13 protein-coding genes are annotated in these 18,274 nt (G+C 56.8%); 7 read left to right on the plus strand and 6 right to left on the minus strand.

The features are described 5' to 3' along the window. Positions 1–1,005: an N-acetyl-gamma-glutamyl-phosphate reductase gene (argC, locus tag ACQG2G_RS21835; RefSeq protein WP_020686922.1), complete on the minus strand. Its 1,005-nt coding sequence runs from the start codon at positions 1,003–1,005 to the stop codon at positions 1–3. Between the two features lie 88 nt (positions 1,006–1,093). Between argC and argE the strand changes: the two genes are divergently transcribed. The 5 genes from argE to gldA all read left to right on the plus strand — a co-directional run bounded on the left by argE (position 1,094) and on the right by gldA (position 7,933). Next, the gene (argE, locus tag ACQG2G_RS21840) at positions 1,094–2,245 is read left to right on the plus strand and encodes an acetylornithine deacetylase (protein WP_013099301.1); all 1,152 of its coding nucleotides are present in this window, start codon (positions 1,094–1,096) and stop codon (positions 2,243–2,245) included. 271 nt (positions 2,246–2,516) lie between these two features. Further along, a complete protein-coding gene (ppc, locus tag ACQG2G_RS21845; protein ID WP_013099302.1) occupies positions 2,517–5,168 on the plus strand; it encodes a phosphoenolpyruvate carboxylase in 2,652 nt (883 codons plus the stop codon). 93 nt (positions 5,169–5,261) lie between these two features. After that, positions 5,262–6,026, plus strand: coding sequence for a helix-turn-helix transcriptional regulator (locus ACQG2G_RS21850; RefSeq protein WP_061772743.1), 765 nt, complete (start codon positions 5,262–5,264; stop codon positions 6,024–6,026). Positions 6,027–6,154: 128 nt separating this feature from the next. Beyond that, entirely contained in the window at positions 6,155–6,817 is a 663-nt protein-coding gene (gene fsa / locus ACQG2G_RS21855) for a fructose-6-phosphate aldolase (protein WP_061772742.1), read from the plus strand. A 12-nt stretch (positions 6,818–6,829) separates the two neighbouring features. Continuing rightward, positions 6,830–7,933: a bifunctional L-1,2-propanediol dehydrogenase/glycerol dehydrogenase gene (gene gldA, locus ACQG2G_RS21860; protein ID WP_013099305.1), complete on the plus strand. Its 1,104-nt coding sequence runs from the start codon at positions 6,830–6,832 to the stop codon at positions 7,931–7,933. A 39-nt stretch (positions 7,934–7,972) separates the two neighbouring features. On the opposite strand, the gene katG is transcribed toward gldA, so the two are convergent. The 4 genes from katG to metB form a co-directional block, all read right to left on the minus strand. Then, positions 7,973–10,153: a catalase/peroxidase HPI gene (gene katG / locus ACQG2G_RS21865; RefSeq protein ID WP_061772741.1), complete on the minus strand. Its 2,181-nt coding sequence runs from the start codon at positions 10,151–10,153 to the stop codon at positions 7,973–7,975. 147 nt (positions 10,154–10,300) lie between these two features. After that, positions 10,301–11,188, minus strand: a complete 888-nt coding sequence (metF, locus tag ACQG2G_RS21870; RefSeq protein ID WP_013099307.1) for a methylenetetrahydrofolate reductase — start codon at positions 11,186–11,188, stop codon at positions 10,301–10,303. A 225-nt stretch (positions 11,189–11,413) separates the two neighbouring features. Further along, a complete protein-coding gene (locus ACQG2G_RS21875) occupies positions 11,414–13,846 on the minus strand; it encodes a bifunctional aspartate kinase/homoserine dehydrogenase II (RefSeq protein ID WP_252107038.1) in 2,433 nt (810 codons plus the stop codon). 2 nt (positions 13,847–13,848) lie between these two features. Further along, positions 13,849–15,009 (minus strand): cystathionine gamma-synthase, encoded by a 1,161-nt coding sequence (gene metB, locus ACQG2G_RS21880; protein ID WP_013099309.1) that lies wholly within the window; start codon positions 15,007–15,009, stop codon positions 13,849–13,851. Positions 15,010–15,285: 276 nt separating this feature from the next. Between metB and metJ the strand changes: the two genes are divergently transcribed. Then, entirely contained in the window at positions 15,286–15,603 is a 318-nt protein-coding gene (metJ, locus tag ACQG2G_RS21885; RefSeq protein ID WP_003862042.1) for a met regulon transcriptional regulator MetJ, read from the plus strand. A 48-nt stretch (positions 15,604–15,651) separates the two neighbouring features. Here the strand turns inward: metJ and rpmE are convergent, their stop codons facing one another. Beyond that, positions 15,652–15,864, minus strand: coding sequence for a 50S ribosomal protein L31 (rpmE, locus tag ACQG2G_RS21890; RefSeq protein WP_003862040.1), 213 nt, complete (start codon positions 15,862–15,864; stop codon positions 15,652–15,654). 200 nt (positions 15,865–16,064) lie between these two features. Here rpmE and priA point away from each other — a divergent pair, with 200 nt between their 5' ends. Continuing rightward, positions 16,065–18,260, plus strand: a complete 2,196-nt coding sequence (priA, locus tag ACQG2G_RS21895; protein WP_248766694.1) for a primosomal protein N' — start codon at positions 16,065–16,067, stop codon at positions 18,258–18,260. The last annotated feature ends 14 nt before the right edge of the window (positions 18,261–18,274 follow it).

Consider the following 18,274-nt stretch of genomic DNA (forward strand, 5'->3'; position numbering starts at 1 on the left):
TTAAATAAGAGCCTGCGTTTCCGGGAAACCGAAACGAATATTTGCACACTGCATTGCCTGAGCGGCAGCGCCTTTGAGTAAGTTATCTTCTGCTGCCACCACGATCAGATGCTCGCCCTGCACGGCATAGCCGATGTCGCAGAACGGCAGGCCAACCACGTTTTTCAGCGCGGGCACGCCTTTGTCGTAGAGACGCACCAGCGGTTTATCCGCATACGCCTGAGTAAAGGCCTCGCTCACCTGGTCTTTGGTCACGCCCGGTTTCAGGCGGCAGGTAATGGTTTCGAGGATCCCACGCGGGAAGCTGCCCAGGTGCGGCGTAAAGATGACATTGGCCCCCAGATGGGTGGTGATTTCCGGATGATGGCGGTGATTAAACACGCCATACGGCTGCAGGCTGACTTCACAGAAGCTGTTAGAAATAGCAGCCTTGCGTCCGGCACCGCTGACACCACTGGTGGCGTTGATCACCGGCCACTGGTTCAGATCCAGCAGGTCTGCGTCGATCAGCGGCTTCAGAGAAAGCTGTGCGGCCGTCGGGTAGCAGCCCGGCACGGCAATCAGATCCGCTTCTTTCAGCTTGTCTGCGCTCCACTCCGCCAGCCCATACACGGCTTTTGCAAGCAGGTCCGGGTGCTGATGGGTAAAGCCATAATATTTTTCGTAGAACGCGCCGTCGTTAACACGGAACGCGCCGGAGAGGTCGAACACCACGCAACCGGCCGCCAGGAATTGCGGCGCCAGGTCGTGACTGACCTCGTGCGCGGTGGCCAAAAACACCACGTCGACGCCGTCAGTGAACTCGCTGATGTCAGACATTGGCTGCAGTGGCAAGTCGACAATGCCCTTAAGCCACGGATGCAAATCAGAAATTAACTTTCCTGCATCATTGCTTTGCGCTGACACGGTCAAAGCGGTTATGGTCATATGTGGATGGCGATTCACGTAGCTTACAAGCTCTGCGCCCGCATAACCGCTAGCGCCTACAATCAGCGTATTCAACATCGGGTTCCTTTATGCTCAACGTTAATGTATTTTTATTCACATTTATTGCATGAATATTGATACTATCACGACCTAAGGTGTGTCAACAATGAAAATGAACTTACCGCCATTTATCGAGATTTACCGCGCCCTGATTGCCACACCCTCCATCAGCGCGACCGAAGAAGCGCTGGATCAGAGCAATGAGTCTTTAATCAATCTGCTGGCGGGTTGGTTTAGCGATCTTGGCTTTAACGTTGAGGTTCAGCCTGTTCCCGGAACACGCCATAAATTTAACCTGCTCGCCAGTACCGGACACGGCGCAGGCGGACTGCTGCTGGCCGGTCATACCGACACTGTGCCGTTTGACGATGGCCGCTGGACCCGCGACCCGTTTACCCTGACCGAGCATGACAACAAGCTTTACGGCCTTGGCACCGCCGACATGAAAGGCTTCTTCGCCTTTATCCTTGACGCGCTACGTGACGTAGACGTGACAAAACTGAAAAAGCCGCTCTACATTCTGGCGACCGCCGATGAAGAAACCAGCATGGCGGGGGCGCGTTACTTCTCAGAAAACACATCGATTCGCCCGGATTGCGCCATCATCGGTGAGCCAACGTCATTACAACCGATCCGTGCGCATAAAGGCCATATTTCCACGGCAGTGCGCGTGATGGGCCAGTCCGGCCACTCCAGCGATCCGGCGCGTGGCGTGAACGCCATTGAACTGATGCACGACGCCATCGGCCGCATCATGACTCTGCGCGACGAACTGAAAGAGCGGTATCACTACGATGCCTTCACCGTGCCGTATCCGACCCTGAACCTCGGTAGCCTGCACGGTGGCGATGCCTCTAACCGTATCTGCGCCTGCTGTGAGCTGCACATGGATATCCGTCCGCTGCCGGGCATGACGCTGAGCGATCTCGACGGCTTGCTGACCGAAGCGCTGGCCCCGGTGAGTGAACGCTGGCCTGGCCGCCTGACGGTGTCTGAACTGCATCCACCGATCCCGGGTTATGAATGTCCACCGGATCATCAGCTGGTTGAGGTGGTGGAAAAACTGCTCGGTGAGAAAACCGACGTGGTGAACTACTGCACCGAAGCGCCGTTTATTCAGACGCTGTGCCCGACGCTGGTACTTGGCCCAGGCTCCATCAACCAGGCGCACCAGCCAGATGAATACCTGGAAACCCGCTTCATCAAGCCCACCCGCGAACTGATTACCCAGGTCGTGCATCACTTCTGCTGGCATTAAAACCGCACCGATTAGTCCCCTCTCCCGGTGGGAGAGGGTTAGGGTGAGGGCAACAAATCCCGCGATCTCCGTCACATTCCCATAAGCATCTCTTATCTGACGCAATGCGAATTAAATTTCGTAAATTGCCCGCATTTATTCGTTTGCTGAACCGTTTTCGCAGCAATTGACGACGGGGGTTTTACGTGGCTTTATAAAGGGAGATGACAAAATAATGTCCAGAAGATTTTCGCATGGGCATAAACAAAAATGATGGGGTGACTGGGTTTTTATGAACGAACAATATTCCGCGTTGCGTAGTAATGTCAGTATGCTCGGCAAAGTGCTTGGAGATACCATCAAAGATGCGTTGGGGGAAAACATCCTCGACCGCGTTGAAACCATCCGCAAGCTGTCTAAATCTTCCCGTGCCGGTAACGAAGCGAGTCGTCAGGAGCTGCTCACCACCTTGCAGAACCTCTCTAACGATGAGCTGCTGCCCGTTGCACGCGCATTCAGCCAGTTCCTGAACCTGGCAAACACGGCTGAGCAATACCATAGCATTTCGCCAAACGGCGAAGCTGCCAGCAACCCGGAAGTCATTGCCCGTACGCTTCGTAAACTCAAAGACCAGCCAAACCTCAACGAAGCCACCATTAAAAAAGCGGTGGAGTCCCTTTCGCTGGAGCTGGTGCTGACCGCCCACCCAACCGAAATCACCCGTCGCACCCTGATCCACAAAATGGTCGAAGTGAACAACTGTCTGAAACAGTTGGATAACAAAGACATTGCCGACTACGAACGTAACCAGCTGATGCGCCGTCTGCGCCAGCTGATTGCGCAGTCCTGGCACACCGATGAAATTCGTAAGCATCGCCCAAGCCCGGTAGACGAGGCCAAATGGGGCTTTGCGGTGGTGGAAAATAGCCTGTGGGAAGGGGTGCCGAACTACCTGCGTGAGCTGAACGAACAGCTGGAAGCAAACCTGGGCTATCGCCTGCCGGTAGATTTTGTCCCGGTACGCTTTACCTCCTGGATGGGCGGTGACCGCGACGGTAACCCGAACGTGACGGCAGAAATCACCCGCCACGTGCTGCTGCTGAGCCGCTGGAAAGCCACCGATCTGTTCCTGAAAGACATTCAGGTGCTGATCTCCGAGCTGTCGATGGTGGAAGCAACGCCAGAACTGCGCGCGCTGGCCGGTGAAGAAGGTGCCAGCGAGCCGTATCGTTTCCTGATGAAAAAATTGCGTAGCCAGCTGATGGCGACCCAGGCCTGGCTGGAAGCACGCCTGAAAGGCCAGCGCCTGCCGAAACCAGAAGGTCTGCTGAGCCAGAACGAACAGCTCTGGGAACCGCTATACGCCTGCTATAAATCACTACAGGCCTGCGGGATGGGCATCATCGCCAATGGCGAACTGCTCGACACCCTGCGCCGCGTGAAGTGTTTTGGCGTGCCGCTGGTGCGTATCGATGTGCGTCAGGAGAGCACCCGCCATACCGAAGCGCTGGGCGAACTGACCCGTTATCTTGGCATTGGCGACTACGAAAGCTGGTCTGAAGCCGACAAACAGGCCTTCCTGATCCGCGAGCTGAACTCCAAGCGTCCTCTGCTGCCGCGCAACTGGGAGCCAAGCAACGAAACCCGCGAAGTTCTCAACACCTGTAAAGCGATCGTGGATGCGCCGAAAGGATCGGTCGCCGCCTATGTGATCTCGATGGCGAAAACCCCGTCCGACGTGCTGGCCGTTCACCTGCTGCTGAAAGAAGCCGGTATCGACTATGCCCTGCCGGTCGCCCCGCTGTTTGAAACCCTTGACGACCTGAACAACGCCAATGATGTAATGACCCAGCTGCTGAACATCGACTGGTATCGCGGCTTTATTCAGGGCAAACAGATGGTGATGATCGGCTATTCCGACTCTGCAAAAGATGCGGGCGTGATGGCGGCATCCTGGGCGCAGTATCAGGCGCAGGACGCGCTGATCAAAACCTGCGAGAAAGCCGGTATTGAGCTGACGCTGTTCCACGGTCGCGGTGGCTCCATTGGCCGTGGCGGTGCGCCTGCGCACGCGGCGCTGCTCTCTCAGCCGCCGGGAAGCCTGAAAGGCGGGCTGCGCGTGACCGAACAGGGCGAGATGATCCGCTTCAAATACGGCCTGCCGGAAGTGACCATCAGCAGCCTGTCGCTCTATACCAGTGCGATTCTCGAAGCAAACCTGCTGCCACCACCGGAGCCGAAAGAATCCTGGTGCCGCATTATGGATGAGCTGTCTGACATCTCGTGCGACCTGTACCGCGGCTACGTGCGTGAAAACAAAGATTTCGTACCTTACTTCCGCTCTGCTACGCCAGAGCAGGAGCTGGGCAAACTGCCGCTGGGTTCACGTCCGGCTAAGCGTCGTCCGACCGGCGGCGTGGAGTCTCTGCGTGCAATCCCGTGGATCTTCGCCTGGACGCAGAACCGTCTGATGCTGCCAGCCTGGCTGGGTGCCGGTGCGGCGCTGCAGAAGGTGGTGGAAGATGGCAAACAGAACGAACTGGAAACCATGTGCCGCGACTGGCCGTTCTTCTCTACCCGTCTGGGTATGCTGGAGATGGTCTTCTCGAAAGCTGACCTGTGGCTGGCGGAATACTACGATCAGCGCCTGGTGAAACCAGAGCTGTGGGCGCTGGGTAAAGAGCTGCGCGAACTGCTGGAAGGCGACATCAAAGTGGTGCTGGATATCGCCAACGACTCCCATCTGATGGCCGATCTGCCGTGGATTGCCGAGTCTATCCAGCTGCGTAACATCTATACCGACCCACTGAACGTCCTGCAGGCGGAGCTGCTGCACCGTTCGCGTCTGGCGGAAGAGGAAGGTAAAGATCCGGATCCACGCGTTGAACAAGCGCTGATGGTGACAATTGCGGGCGTTGCAGCGGGTATGCGTAACACCGGCTAATGCTCACTGCCCGGCGGCGCTTCGCTTGCCGGGCCTACGACAGGTAGGCCGGGTAAGCGTCAGCGCCACCCGGCACATTTCGGTAGTCTCCTGATGCATTCCGATATCACCCGAATTTTGACAGAGCTGGTTAACCGCACGTTATCGCTGGGTCAGATCCATTTCTCAGCCAGGGCTGAGCAGTCCCCCCGAACAGCGCCCTGCCTCGTTATTACCCTGAATAATTCCTGTGAGGCGATATTTTCCTCATCCGGGCACATGACTCATCACCCGGCTAACTTCCTAAGAATCAACTTCGGTAAGCAGCAAATGGCCATTGAGTTACAGCGTGAGAACGTGCCTGCGCAGCAGGTCCAGGTCGCCCGGCGTGGCCCGCGAACCGGTGCGTTTCTCCTCCAGACACTAGCCGAATTACAGATGCAACCGGATGAACAAGACACCGCGAGGCTGGTGGTACTGAGTCTGCTCAGCCACTGCCGGGATCTTTTTGGCAGCGACATTCGCACCGCCAACCGCAGCCACGCGCTCTTCGAAGCGATTCGTAGCTATATCGACGAACATCACGCCTCTTTGTTAACGCGTGAATCGGTGGCGCAGGCGTTCTACATCTCCCCAAACTATCTTTCCCATCTCTTTCAGAAAGTTGGCAGTGTCGGATTCAATGAATACCTGACCCAAACCCGACTTGAACATGCCCGACAGTTGCTTAAAGGCTACGATCTCAAAATCAAGGATATCGCCGCACGATGCGGTTTTATGGACAGCAACTACTTCTGCCGCCTGTTTCGCAAACACACCGAACGTTCTCCTTCCGAATATCGCCGCCAGTATCACAGCCAGTTAACCGCCAAAAACTAGCACTGTGATCGGCATCGCACATCGCTAAGCACATTACATTTGTCCAGTATTTGGCAAAATTGACCTGTATATCCTGCCTGCCGCTCCGCCTTATCCTTAAATCAATCTTTTTGACTTAAGGAAAAATAATGGAACTGTATCTCGATACCGCCAACGTGGCGGAAGTTGAACGCCTTGCGCGCATTTTCCCCATCGCAGGCGTCACCACCAATCCGAGCATCATTGCCGCCAGCCGTGAGTCTGTCTGGGAGGTACTGCCGCGCCTGCAAAACGCCATTGGGCCAGAAGGCACGCTATTTGCCCAAACAATGAGCCGCGACGCAGAAGGCATGGTGGCGGAAGCCAAACGCCTGAGCAACGCCATCCCGGATATCGTGGTGAAAATCCCGGTCACCGCCCAGGGGCTCATCGCTATTAAGGCGCTCAAAACAGCGGGCATTACTACGCTGGGGACCGCCGTATACAGCGCCGCGCAAGGCCTGCTGGCTGCACTGGCCGGGGCAAAATATGTCGCGCCATACGTAAACCGCGTGGATGCCCAGGGCGGGGACGGTATTCGCATGGTTCAGGAGCTGCAATCCCTGCTGGAACAGCATGCACCGGAGAGCAAGGTGCTGGCAGCCAGCTTCAAAACGCCACGCCAGGCGCTGGACTGCCTGCTCGCCGGATGTGAAGCAATCACGCTTCCCTTAGATGTAGCGCAACAAATGCTCGGCACGCCGGCGGTAGAGTCAGCAATAGAGAAGTTCGAGCAGGACTGGAAAAACGCGTTTGGTAACCTCAACCTCTAAGGGAGATATGTTATGGACCGTATCATTCAATCGCCGGGAAAATATATCCAGGGCGCTGATGTTCTCACCCGTCTCGGCGACTATCTGAAACCTCTGGCTACACGCTGGCTGGTTGTTGGCGATAAATTTGTGCTGGGTTTTGCCGAAGAGACCCTGCGCCAGAGTTTTAAAAATGCAGAGCTACATGCCGAAATCGCGCCGTTTGGCGGCGAATGTTCGCAGAATGAGATCGATCGTCTGAAAAAACTGGCCGACAGTGCGGACTGCATGGCGGTGCTGGGTATTGGCGGCGGTAAAACGCTGGATACCGCCAAAGCGCTGGCACATTTTATGGACGTGCCGGTCGCTATCGCCCCGACTATCGCCTCCACCGATGCCCCGTGCAGCGCCCTTTCTGTGATTTATACCGACAGCGGCGAATTCGAACGCTATCTGATGCTGCCGCATAACCCCAATATGGTAATTGTCGACACCAAAGTGGTGGCTGGTGCGCCGCCGCGTCTGCTGGCCGCCGGAATTGGCGATGCCCTTGCCACCTGGTTTGAAGCGCGTGCCTGTTCCCGCAGTGGCGCGACCACCATGGCGGGCGGCAAGTGCACGCAAGCCGCGTTAGCGCTTGCCGAGCTGTGCTACAACACGCTGATTGAAGAGGGAGAAAAAGCGATGCTGGCCGCCGAGCAGCACGTCGTCACCCCCGCGCTGGAACGCATTATCGAAGCCAATACCTATCTGAGCGGCGTAGGGTTTGAAAGCGGCGGGCTGGCGGCAGCGCATGCCATTCACAACGGGATGACGGCAGTGCCGGATGCGCATCACTTCTACCACGGTGAAAAAGTGGCGTTTGGTACGCTGACGCAACTGGTGCTGGAAAACGCGCCGGTTGAGGAGATCGAAACCGTCGCGGCACTTTGCCACAGCGTTGGATTGCCGATCACGCTGGCGCAGCTGAATATCAAAGAAGACATTCCGGCCAAAATGCGCCTGATTGCCGAAGCGTCTTGCGCTGAGGGAGAGACCATCCACAACATGCCGGGTGGCGTGTCGCCGGATCAGGTTTACGCGGCACTGCTGGTTGCCGACCAGTATGGACAGCGTTTCCTGCAGGAGTGGGAGTAACAAAAAAGCCGGGTGCGCTATGCGTACCCGGCTCAATGTTTATTTCACGTCAAAACGGTCCAGATCCATCACCTTCGCCCACGCTGCAACGAAGTCGCGAACGAACTTCTCGTGAGCATCACTGCTGGCGTACACCTCTGCCAGCGCGCGAAGGACAGCGTTAGAGCCGAAGACCAGGTCAGCGCGAGTGGCAGTGTATTTCACTTCACCGCTGGTGCGATCGCTTCCGGCAAACAGCTCGTTCGATTCATCGGTCGCCTTCCACTGGGTGTTCATATCCAGCAGGTTCACGAAGAAGTCATTGCTCAGCACGCCTTCGCGGTTGGTAAACACACCATTTTTACTGCCGTCAAAGTTTGCACCCAGTACGCGCAGGCCGCCGATCAGCACCGTCATTTCTGGTGCGGTTAGCGTCAACTGCTGGGCTTTATCAATCAGCAGCGATTCGGTGGTGGAAACATCAACCTGCGCACGATAGTTACGGAAACCGTCAGCAATCGGTTCAAGCAGGTTAAACATATCGATATCCGTCTGATCCTGACGTGCATCCACACGGCCCGGCGTGAACGGTACGGTGACGTAAACGCCTGCCGCTTTCGCCGCCTGCTCAACGCCTACCACACCCGCGAGCACGATAATATCGGCCAGTGAGGCTTTATTGGTGGTGCGCTGAATAGCTTCCAGAGCAGGCAATGCACGTACGGCTGCGGCGTTAACATCCCAGTTGCGCTGAGGCGCAAGCGCCAGACGTGCACCGTTGGCACCGCCACGCTTGTCGCCGCCGCGGAAGGTAGAGGCTGACGCCCATGCCACGGAAATCAGTTCGCTCACGGAGAGCCCGGATGCTGCAATTTCCGCCTTCAGGCTCTCAATGTCCTCTTTGGTCGGATTGAATACTGCCTCCGGCAGCGGATCCTGCCAGATCAGATCTTCTTTCGGCACTTCCGGGCCAAGATAACGCGATTTTGGCCCCATATCGCGGTGGGTCAGTTTGAACCACGCGCGGGCGAAGGCTTCGTTGAAAGCCTGCGGATCGTTCAGGAAGCGGCGGGAAATTTTTTCGAATTCCGGGTCAAAACGCAGCGTCAGGTCGGTAACCAGCATGGTGGGTTTGCGTTTTTTCGACGGGTCGAACGGGTCTGGCATGATCTCAGGCGCGTCCACGGCTTCAAACTGAATCGCACCGGCCGGGCTGCGGGTTTGCACCCATTCATATTTGAACAGGTTCTCGAAGAAGTAGTTGCTCCACTGGGTTGGGGTTTGTGACCAGATGACTTCCAGACCGGAAGTAATGGCATCTGCACCTACACCGGTACCATGCGTGCTGGCCCAGCCCAGGCCCTGCGCTTCAATCGGAGACGCTTCCGGGTCTGTGCCAACGTGTGTTGCTTCACCCGCGCCGTGGGTCTTGCCGAGCGTATGACCACCAGCGATCAGCGCCACGGTCTCTTCGTCGTTCATCCCCATGTTGCCGAAGGTTGCGCGGATGGCTGCCGCCGCTGACAGCGGTTCACCGCTGGCGTTTGGCCCTTCCGGGTTAACGTAGATCAGCCCCATTTCAGTGGCCGCCAGAGGACGCTTCGCGAGCGCTTCCGGGTCACGATGGGTCAGCCAGGCTTTTTCATCACCCCAGTTGACGTCGAGATCCGGTTCCCAGACATCTTCACGCCCGGCACCAAAACCAAAGGTGCGGAAGCCGGAGTTTTCCAGCGCCACGTTGCCCGCAAGAATGAACAGGTCGGCCCAGGAGATTTTTTGACCATATTTTTGCTTGATCGGCCACAGCAGACGGCGAGCTTTATCCAGACTGACGTTATCTGGCCAGGAGTTCAGCGGCGCAAAGCGCTGTTGACCGCGTCCGGCACCGCCGCGTCCGTCAACGGAGCGATAGGTTCCCGCACCGTGCCAGGCCATGCGAATAAACAGGCCCGCATAGCTGCCCCAGTCGGCAGGCCACCACGGTTGAGAGTCGGTTAAGAGTGCTTTGAGATCGCCCTTGAGGGCGGAGTAATCCAGCTTGCTAAATTCTTTGCGGTAGTCGAAGTCTTCACCCAGAGGGTTCGAACGATTGGAATGTTGGTTAAGAAGATCGATGCGGAGTTGTTTTGGCCACCAGTCGCGGCTGCCTGTACCTGCCCCCGCGCTGTGATCGACGCCGCCCTGGTGGAACGGGCATTTGCCGACTGATGCCGCTTTATTGCTCTCGTCTGACGTGCTCATCGCTATGCTCCCTTTTACAGTGTTACCGTTACGATATACACCACTAGCAATAAGATATAGTTGAATTAATCCACAGATTCGATAGCTAATACCTTTTAACTTTTAGCCAGACTAAAAAGCCCTCCATTCAGGAGGGCTTGATGTTTATTACGCCGGGCGAACACCGAGCGTATGACAAATGGCGTAGCTCATTTCCGCGCGGTTCAGCGTGTAGAAGTGGAAATCTTTTACCCCTTCCCGACTTAAAATTTTCACCATGTCCATTGCGATATTGGCACCCACCAGCTTGCGCGTTTCCGGATCATCGTCCAGCCCTTCGTACATTTTGGACATCCACAGCGGAATGCGTACGTTGGTCATATCGGCAAATTTCTTCGCCTGTTTGAAGTTAGAGACCGGCAGAATACCCGGGATGATTTCCACGTCGATACCCGCAGAAACGCAGCGGTCGCGGAAGCGCAAGTAGCTTTCCACATCAAAGAAGAACTGAGTAATGGCCCGGTTCGCACCGGCATCCACTTTACGCTTCAGGTTAAGGAGGTCGGCCTGAGCGCTTTTCGCTTCCGGATGCACTTCCGGGTACGCCGCCACGGAGATATCAAAATCGGCAACGTCTTTCAGCAGCGCGACCAGATCCGCCGCATACATTTCGGGCTTACCGCTACCCGGCGGCAGGTCGCCGCGCAGGGCGACGATATGACGAATCCCGTTATTCCAGTAATCCTGGGCGATAGCACGCAGCTCGTCACCGGTGGCGTCGATACAGGTCAGATGCGGCGCCGCTTCCAGACCGGTTCTGTCTTTAATGCCTTTAATAATGCTGTGCGTACGGTCACGCTCGCCGGAGTTCGCGCCGTAGGTCACGGAGACAAATTTCGGTTTCAGGCTGCTCAGGCGATCGATAGAGCTCCAGAGGGTTTGCTCCATTTCACTGGTGCGCGGCGGGAAAAATTCAAAAGAGACGTTAATCTGGCCGTTTACTTCGGCCAGGCTCTGATTCAGGGCTTCCCGCTGGTTGGCGTGAAAAAAGCTCATACCTTACCTCTATCTTTCGCGTGTCGTTGTTTGTTGTGTTGTGAACTTCTATACGTTTAGACGTCCAGATGTAAAAATGACGGAAAAGCGGAGTGACGTCAACAGAAATAATCAACAATAACGGTGAGGAATGCTCAGGGAAGATGAAGGAAATTCAAGATGGGGTGAGTGCGGTTGCTTGCCCTCACCCTGGCCCTCTCCCACCGGGAGAGGGAACATGCGGGATTACAGCAACTTAGCGAGACGATTGATGTCCGACTGGATCGCCCCGGCGGTGACATCGCGCCCTGCACCCGGGCCACGGATCACCAGTGGGTTATCGCGGTACCAGCGGCTTTCGATTGCAAAGACGTTATCGCACGGCAGCAGCGCCGCCAGCGGATGTTCAGGACGCACCGCCTCAACCCCCACACGCGCTTTACCGTTGGCCTCGAAACGCGCCACATAGCGCAGCACCAGCCCCATCTCGTTTGCGGCTTCCAGACGTTGCAGCATCTGCTCGTTCAGTTCATCACCGTTTTCAAAGAAGTGATCAATGGATCCTTCCTCGCAGCCTGCCGGCACCAGCGACTCGACGCGAACAGCGCCGGGTTCAATGTCATAACCGGCTTCACGCGCCAGGATCACCAGCTTACGCATCACATCTTTACCGGAGAGATCGACGCGGGGATCGGGTTCGGTTAGCCCCTGCTGCCACGCCTGATCCACCAGGTCAGTGAACGGTACGGTGCCATCAAACTGCAGGAACAGCCAGGAGAGCGTACCGGAGAAAATACCGCTCAGCGCCAGAATGCTGTCGCCGCTTTCAATCAGATCGCGCACGGTATGGTTAACCGGCAGACCCGCGCCTACGGTGGCGTTATAGAGCCAGTGACGACCGGTTTTTTCGAACGCGTCGTGGATCTGACGGTACTTATCGGTGCTGCTTGCTCCCGCCAGTTTGTTCGCACTGATGACGTGGAAACCGTGGCTGGCGAAATCAAGATACTGATCGGCAAGCTGTTCGCTGGCGGTAACGTCCAGCACCACCAGATCGTCATACGGGTGCGCGCGCATCCACAGGAACAGCGCCTCTTCGTCTTGTTCAACCGCTTCATCATTAAAGAAGGCAAGCGCGCGGCTGGCATCCAGCCCCTCGTAGTTCAACAGACTGCGGCGGCTGTCCACCACTCCGGCGAGGATAAATTCAAAGCCGGTACGTGCTGAGAGCGTGACCTGCTCGCGCGCGAACAGCTCCAGCCAGCGAGAACCGATGTTGCCTTTACCGAACAGCACCAGACCGATACGTTTTTCCGCACGGAACAGAGAGGTATGCAGACCCTGAATCAGGCTCTCAGTTGGTCCTTTACGCAGGACGGCAACGAGGCTGATGCCCTCTTCCGACTGCCAGGTAAATTCAACCGGTTGCCCTTTCAGCTGTTGCCAGAATCGGTGGCAGTGCAGCGGGTTACGGGTGACGCCCGCACCTACCATCGCCACCAGCGCCAGCCCCTGACGCAGACGAAGCTCGCCCGGCAGGCCCGCTTCATCCAAAATTTTTAGCGCGCTGTCTGCCACTTCGGCGGTGTAGCAGAACTGCAGCAGTTGACGGTCGTTATGTACGCCAACCGCCAGCGGACGCACCTGAGCACGTTTGAGGATCGTGTCGATATCTTTATGCGCCAGTTTGAAGTCCTGGCCCGCCGGGACCTGGAACTCAATCAGGCAGATGTCGTCGTGGCTGGTGACAATACGCGCCCCCGTACCGGATGCCAGTACGCGTTCGATGCGCGTGGAGCCCTGATCCGGGGTGTAACTGCAGCGCAGCTGCAAATCAATATCGCTGCCGGAAACCGGCTGCAGCGTACGCGCGTGCAGAACCGGCGCGGCCAGACGTGCCAGCTCGCTGGCTTCATCCAGGCGCAGCAGCGGCAGCAGGCAGGCGTCTTTCACCTTACGTGGATCAGCACTGTAAACACCGGCGACGTCACTCCAGATGGTGACGCGGGACACGCCCGCCAGGGCACCGATTTGCGTCGCCGAGTAGTCAGAGCCGTTACGCCCCAACAGCACGGTTTCCCCGGCATTGCTGCGGCTGATAAAGCCGGTCACCACAATGCGTTTACCCGGATGCTGTACCAGCAACTGTTGCAGCAGCGGGTAGGATAGACCTTCGTCCACCTGTGGCTGTGCGGCGCGTTCGGCACGCAGGAAATCACGCGCGTCGAGCCAGGCAGCCTCAACGCCCAGATGTTGCAGCACGGCGGCCATCAGGCGCGCAGACCACACTTCACCGTGCCCCACCACTTCGGCGTACACCGCATCGGTAATACCGCTGTCCAGCAGGGCGGCCAGACGCTCAAGGTCATGCGTAAAAGCGCTAATCAACCCATCCGCCACGTCTGCAGGCAGCAAACCGGCAATCAGCTCGCTCTGGTAACGGCGTAAGGACTGTTGCACCTGATGCGCAGAGAGGCGATCGGTCTGGCTCAATTTCAGCCAGCTAATCAGCTGGTTGGTGGTGCTGCCCGCCGCGGAGACAACCATTATGTCACCCGGCTGTGAATACTCTGTCATGATCCCTGCAACGCGCAGGTAACACTTCACATCAGCAAGACTACTACCACCAAACTTGTGCAGTTGACGACCCTTCGCCCCTGCCTGCGCTATCACACTCATGATTACCCCTTGGCTGCGACCCGGAAGCCATTTTCCAGATCGGCAATTAAATCTTCAGAATCTTCAATACCGGTTGAGATCCGCAGCAGCGTCTCAGAAATCCCGGCGGCGGCACGTGCCTCTGGTGCCATACCTGCGTGCGTCATGGTCGCGGCGTGGGAGATCAAACTTTCAACCCCACCTAACGATTCCGCCAGCGTAAACAATGACAGCCCGCTCAGGAAGCGACGCAGCGTTTGCTCGTCACCGTCCAGTTCAAAACTTAACATCGCGCCAAACCCTTTCTGCTGACGCGCGGCAATCTCGTGCCCCTGGTTTTCAGGCAGCGACGGGTGATAAAGCTTCTTCACCAGCGGCTGCGTTTTCAGGAAATCGACAATTGCCTGGGCATTGCGCTGTGCCACCTCCATACGCGGCGACAGCGTGCGAATCCCGCGTAACAGCAGATAGCTGTCGAAGGCCCCGGCGGTGACGCCAATGTTATTGGCCCACCATGCCAGTTCGGTGACAACGTCGGGATCTTTTGCAATCACCACGCCTGCGACGACATCAGAATGACCGTTCAGATATTTAGTGCATGAATGCAATACCAGATCTGCACCCAGCGCCAGTGGGTTCTGAAGGGCCGGACTGAGGAACGTATTATCCACTACACTTATCGCTCCCGCATCCCTTGTGAGCTGACAAATTTTCGCAATATCGACAACGCGCAACAATGGATTGCTTGGACTTTCCACCAGCACCAGCTTCGGCTTCTCTGCCAGCGCCTGTTTCAGCGCCTGTTCGTCATTTTGATCGACAAACAACACCCGGTAACAGCCGCGTTTTGCCAGGCTATCAAACAGACGATAGCTGCCGCCGTAACAGTCGTGCGGCGCAACCAGCAGATCGCCCGGCTTCAGGAACACGGTAGTCACCAGATGAATGGCAGACATGCCGGTATTGGTTAATACTGCCCCTGCGCCACCTTCCAGTTCCGCCAGCGCGCGCTGGGTAACATCACGCGTAGGGTTGCCACGACGCGAGTAGTCATGCGCACGGGGTTCATTAAATCCGGTGAAATTATAGGTACTGGAAAGATGAATCGGCGGGACAACACAGCCGTACTGCTCGTCATCATTCAATCCGCTACGCACTGCGATGGTGGCCTGTTTACGCGTCATGGTGAAGGCTTCCTGGCTAATTAGGTGAAAAGTCAGGCACCAGAGTAAACATTGAAAGTATGGACGTCAATACATCTGGACATCTAAACTTCTTTGCGTATAGATTGAGCAATGCGTAAATAGCCGTTAAAATTATATGCTTTAGTGCACGCTGCAGCGGCAATATCCGTGCCACGGTATCGTCTCTACGGTAAACTACGCAGGTTTACGGTTCAAAACCGACGGTTACAGGTTTTGCACCTTTAGATTAATGACTGAGAGGATTAAAGGTATCTCATGGCTGAATGGAGCGGCGAATATATCAGCCCATACGCTGAGCACGGTAAGAAGAGTGAGCAAGTAAAGAAAATTACGGTTTCCATTCCTCTGAAGGTGTTGAAGATCCTCACCGATGAACGTACGCGTCGTCAGGTGAACAACCTGCGCCACGCAACCAACAGCGAACTGCTGTGCGAAGCGTTTCTGCATGCGTTTACCGGCCAACCGTTGCCGAACGATGACGACCTGCGCAAAGAGCGTAGCGACGAAATCCCGGAAGAGGCGAAGGTGATCATGCGTGAACTGGGTATCGACCCGGAGACGTGGGAATACTGATAAGCGGATACAAAAAAGGCACCTTGCGGTGCCTTTTTTTCGGGAAACTTATTTAGCGCCCGGGATGCTGAAACGCTTGTTGAAGCGGTCAACACGGCCACCGGTTGCAACGTCACGCTGCTTACCAGTGTAGAACGGGTGGCATTTGCCGCACACGTCCAGGTTCAGATCGTGACCCACGGTAGAGCGGATCTGGATAGAGTTACCGCAAGAGCAGTTTGCAGTAATCATTTCGTATTTCGGGTGAATATCTTTTTTCATGGGAGAACCTCAGTTAAGGCCGCGTCGCTCTTCCAGCCCTAACGCCAGACACCACGCGATGTTGAATGTAAGTTCTTTGGCGTAAAGTACACCAAAGGCGGCGAATCATACAGAATTTGACCAACGTATGCAAACTGATCCGCACGCCGCTTTCACTAATGTGTATACTAACGCGCCACTTTTCAAGTCAGGAAGATTCGATGCCCGTCGCTCACGTTGCCCTGCCCGTTCCGCTTCCCCGCACGTTTGACTATCTGCTGCCCGACAGCATGAGCGTTAAAGCGGGCTGTCGCGTGACCGTGCCCTTTGGCAAACAGCAGCGCGTAGGGATCGTCGTCTCCGTCAGCGACAAGAGCGAATTGCCGCTTAACGAACTGAAATCGGTCGTTGAGGTGCTCGACAGCGAGCCCGTTTACTCCACCAGCACCTGGCGACTGCTACTATGGGCGGCGGATTATTATCATCATCCGATTGGCGATGTTCTGTTCCACGCTTTACCGATTATGCTGCGCCAGGGCAAAAGCGCCAGCCACGCGCCAATGTGGTACTGGTTTGCGACCGAACAGGGCCAGGCGGTGGACATTAACAGCCTGAAGCGCTCCCAGAAGCAACAGCAGGCGCTGGCCGCCCTGCGTCAGGGGAAAATCTGGCGCCATCAGGTCGATGAGCTGGAAGTCAGCGAAACCGCGCTCCAGGCACTACGAAAAAAAGGGCTGAGCGAACTGGCAAGCGAGGCTCCGGCCCTGTATGACTGGCGGGAGCGATTTTCCGTCTCGGGCGATCGCCTGCGCCTGAACACCGAGCAGGCCACCGCCGTGGGGGCGATCCACAGTGCCTCCGGCCATTTCTCCGCCTGGCTACTGGCCGGGGTCACCGGTTCCGGCAAGACAGAAGTCTATCTCAGTGTGCTGGAAAACGTGCTCGCGCAGGGCAAACAGGCGCTGGTGATGGTGCCGGAAATTGGCCTGACGCCGCAAACCATCGCGCGCTTTCGCGAGCGGTTTAATGCGCCGGTTGAGGTGCTGCACTCTGGCCTGAATGACAGCGAACGCCTCAGCGCCTGGCTGAAAGCGAAAAACGGCGAAGCGGCGATCGTGATTGGCACCCGTTCATCACTGTTTACACCGTTCAAAAATCTTGGCGTCATCGTCATTGATGAAGAACACGACAGCTCTTATAAGCAGCAGGAAGGTTGGCGGTATCACGCCCGCGATTTGGCCGTCTATCGCGCACACAGCGAGCAAATCCCCATCATTCTGGGCTCTGCTACCCCGGCGCTCGAAACGCTGCATAACGTTCGTCAGCGTAAATACCATATGCTGCGCCTGACGCGTCGCGCGGGGAATGCGCGTCCGGCCATTCAACACGTGCTGGATCTGAAAGGTCAGCAGGTGCAGGCGGGGTTAGCACCTGCCCTTATCACCCGGATGCGTCAGCATTTGCAGGCGGGCAATCAGGTTATTTTGTTCCTCAACAGACGCGGCTTTGCCCCGACACTGCTGTGTCACGACTGCGGCTGGATCGCAGAATGCCCGCGCTGCGACCACTACTACACCTTCCATCAGGCCCAGCGCCATTTGCGCTGCCACCACTGCGACAGCCAGCGCCCGGTGCCGCGTCAGTGCCCGTCGTGCGGGTCAACGCACATCGTGCCGGTCGGTCTGGGCACTGAACAACTGGAACAGGCCCTGGAGCCGTTCTTCCCGGATGTGCCCATTTCCCGAATCGACAGGGACACCACCAGCCGTAAAGGGGCGCTGGAGCAGCAGCTGGCAGAAGTGCATCGCGGTGGCGCGCGCATCCTGATTGGCACCCAGATGCTGGCCAAAGGTCATCACTTCCCGGACGTGACGCTGGTTGCCCTGCTGGATGTCGATGGCGCACTGTTCTCTGCCGATTTCCGCTCAGCCGAGCGTTTTGCCCAGCTTTATACCCAGGTGGCCGGACGCGCGGGACGCGCCGGGAAACAGGGCGAAGTGGTACTGCAAACGCACCATCCTGAGCATCCGTTGCTGCAAACCCTGCTGCACAAAGGCTATGACGCGTTTGCCGAGCAGGCGCTGGCTGAACGCCAGACCATGCAACTTCCCCCGTGGACCAGCCACGTGATCATCCGCGCGGAAGATCATAACAACCAGCAGGCACCGCTTTTCCTGCAGCAGTTGAGAAACCTTCTGCAGGCCAGCCCGCTGGTTGATAATCAACTATGGATTTTAGGGCCGGTTCCGGCGCTGGCCCCCAAGCGCGGCGGACGTTTTCGCTGGCAGATTTTGCTGCAACACCCTTCGCGCATCCGTTTACAGCACATCGTCAGCGGCACGCTGGCCTTGATCAACACCCTGCCAGAAGCGCGCAAAGTGAAGTGGGTGCTTGACGTTGATCCCATCGAAGGCTGAAGCCGGATCGAAAA

The sequence above is a fragment of the Enterobacter cloacae complex sp. 382A5 genome (assembly GCF_050031095.1).
Lineage (GTDB): Bacteria > Pseudomonadota > Gammaproteobacteria > Enterobacterales > Enterobacteriaceae > Enterobacter > Enterobacter cloacae.